This is a genomic window from Mucilaginibacter sp. P5_A4, from assembly GCF_056400605.1.
In genome coordinates this window covers 1-3167 of record NZ_JBFUKX010000113.1, presented here as the reverse complement: position 1 = coordinate 3167, position 3167 = coordinate 1, and the positions used below count along the sequence as shown (strand labels likewise).

General features: G+C 34.1%; 3 protein-coding genes. All 3 read left to right on the top strand.

Annotated features, from left to right (window positions below):
• Nucleotides 1-915: GDP-mannose 4,6-dehydratase (locus AC1DQW_RS27395; protein WP_477456966.1), on the top strand; the 915-nt coding region annotated here is incomplete at its 5' end.
• 3 nt (nt 916-918) lie between these two features.
• Nucleotides 919-1980, top strand: coding sequence for an acyltransferase family protein (locus AC1DQW_RS27390; protein WP_477456965.1), 1062 nt, complete (start codon nt 919-921; stop codon nt 1978-1980).
• A gap of 148 nt (nt 1981-2128) precedes the next feature.
• Nucleotides 2129-3167: oligosaccharide flippase family protein (locus AC1DQW_RS27385; protein ID WP_477456964.1), on the top strand; the 1039-nt coding region annotated here is incomplete at its 3' end.

The window sequence follows — 3167 nt, the reverse complement described above, 5'->3', positions numbered from 1 at the left end:
TTAATAAAAAGGCTATTAGCTAATAATTTATATAAGGTAATTTGTATCGATAATTTCGATGATTTTTATAGTAAGCAACAAAAGGAGTCTAATTTACGTGCGTTTAAGGATGATACAAATTTTATCCTAATTGAAGGTGATATCCGAAATGAGGCTGATCTTGAAAAGGCCGGAAATGTTGATGTTATTGTTCATCTTGCTGCGAAAGCAGGGGTAAGACCCAGTATTCAAAATCCTAAACTATATCAAGATGTAAATGTAGGTGGAACACAAAACTTACTTGAATATGCCCGAAAAAAAGGAATTAAGCAATTTGTATTTGCATCATCAAGTAGTGTGTACGGCGTAAACGAAAACGTACCATGGAATGAAGATCATAAGTTATTGCCAATAAGCCCATACGCCTCAACAAAGCTATCTGGTGAAATGTTAGGTCATGTCTATAGTCATTTATACGGAATCAGGTTTTTAGCTTTGCGTTTTTTTACAGTTTATGGACCTTCGCAAAGACCTGATTTGGCTATACATAAATTTTTTAAGTCTATTTTGAACGGCGAACCTATCCCGGTTTATGGTGATGGTACAACTAGCCGTGATTACACCTTTGTTGAGGACACCGCTAGTGGTATTGAAGCGGCAATTAATTATGATAAAACTAATTTTGAAATCATCAACTTGGGGAATCACCAGACAATAACTTTAAATGGGTTGATCGAAAATATTGAAGATGTGTGTGGTAAGCGGGCGATAATATCACGTTTGCCTGAGCAGCCTGGCGATGTACCCCAGACATATGCTGACATAGCTAAGGCTCAAAAATTGCTCAACTATAATCCAACTACCAATTTAAGAGCTGGTCTCACATCGTTTTTGCATTGGTACATTAGCTTCAGCACTGGGCATACTCAAAACTAAACAATGAAAATCAGATATATTAAAGAGTTAGATGGCATTAGGGGTGGTGCCGCGTTAATGATAATGATTTTCCATTTTTTTCAGTCTTTGCAATCTACTCATATTAATCCTTTGGTTTCAAGTTTGCAGAAGGTTTCGCGATTTGGTCAAACTGGAGTTACACTTTTTTTCGTTCTTTCAGGCTTTCTAATTACAAGAATATTATTGACGACAAAGGAATCTGAAAACTACTTTAGTTCTTTTTATGTACGACGTTCTTTAAGAATTTTTCCTTTATACTATTTTTTCCTACTATTAAGCTGCATTATAATGCCCCTCATTTTGAGGGAAGGTGCAATACCATGGGATAAACAGTGGTATTATTGGTTTTATCTTCAAAACTTTGCGATGACATTTAAGTGGGATATACTAGGCCCTCGTCATTTATGGTCATTGGCGGTAGAGGAGCATTTTTATCTATTTTGGCCACTGCTTATATTTTACTTAAAACCTGATCAGATAAAAAAAGCCGTCTATATCATATTCGCTACTGCAATAATAATCAGAATCGTATTACTAATTTGGGGCTTTGGTTCTTTTTATTTTACTTTTTCAAATGTGGATGCTCTTGCAATAGGTTCGTTATTAGCACTAGATGAACTAAAAGGACTTAACAGGAAATTTTACGGAAGGCTTTTTATTATCATGATAATACCAACTTTGGTTTTATGGATGTTCGTAGGAGGTACAGGTAATTCTTTCATTCAAATAATTAAACTGCCACTAAATGCTATAACCTATTATGGTTTTATCGGTTTTGTGGTTGCTTCTAAATCTCAAAGTTTAATTAGTAAGGCTTTGACTTTCAAACCTTTAAATTTCTCTGGAAAGATAAGCTATGGGCTATATGTTTATCACCCAGTAATATTTAATCTATATGAAAGATCGGTTCTTAAAATGAACATGTTAATCGATCTTCTATTATCTTTTTTATTAGCCTATTTAGTTGCTTCATTAAGCTACTATCTTTTTGAGGTTAAAATATTGGATTTTAAAAAATATTTTACATACAATCCAAAATTATAGCTCGATTGATAATTTCGGTTCTATTGGTAAAAATATTTCATCGAATCCTTTACGAGAATGAACATTTTTAAAAACTCAGGAATTGGACTTAAGAATTAAAAAGGTTGTTTGGGGGTTAATAACCCAGGGTATTTTCCAAATAACATTTATGGTATTGCAAGTAGTGATTGCACCCTTATTAATCAAAAATGGGGGAGCCTCATCATTGGGTAGCTATGCTGCCATCATGCAATTTGTGGGTTATTTAACTTTGCTTGATTTAGGATTTACGAGCACATTGTCGAGATATTTATCTCAAGCTTATAATGATATTAGCGATGGTAGGAAGAAGTTCATTAATATTTTTAACATTGGACGGTGGTACTTATTTATTGCCTGTTCCATTATGGGTATAATATTGGCAGGCTTAAGTTTTGTTATTCCCGGAGCTATCGGCTTAAAAGACACACTAAAGGATGACGCGAGCAGAGCTATGCTAATATTAGCCGGCTGGTATTGCATCCGGTTTTATTTTACCATGTTTAATATTGTGCTGTATGCTACACAGAACATGAAGATTGCAAATATCTGTTCTACTGGTGGTATTATTGTGAGATGCTTTTTAACCGTTCTATTTGTAAAACTACACTATAATATTACCGGCATAGTTGCAGCGAACGTTATTGGTGACTTTTTGGGTGCTTTTGCACAAATGGTTTATTTTAGACTTAAGAATCGGGAGATAAAGTTTTCGTGGAAGATATATGATAAATCAATATTTAAACAATTATTCCGTTTTGGTGCAGATTCATTTTTAATAAATATAGCCACGAGAGCATTTCAAAGTAGTACAACATTTATTACGGGAATAATTGTAGGTGCGGTAGCTGCATCGCATTATTACTCCATGGTGACTCCGCCAATGATGATTTTCACGTACGTGAATTTAATTATGTATAACATTTTGCCAGGGATGAACGAAATGGTGGCAAAAGGAGAATGGGAAACATTTCGCAATACTTATTTACATACGTTAAAGTTAAAGGGAACTATTTTAGTGGCAGCATTTTGCGGGTTAATGCTATTTCACAAATTTATAGTAGTACTTTGGGTAGGTAACGCACAGTATGAGGGGTTATATTATACGCTAATACTTGCGTTTTACATGATCGTTATTACAGTAGGCAGTTTAAATGAAAATATATTAA

Bases quoted from the DNA above. Each gene is read 5' to 3' on its own strand.
- AC1DQW_RS27390 (WP_477456965.1), top strand. From the start codon at position 919: ATGAAAATCAGATATATTAAAGAGTTAGATGGCATTAGGGGTGGTGCC.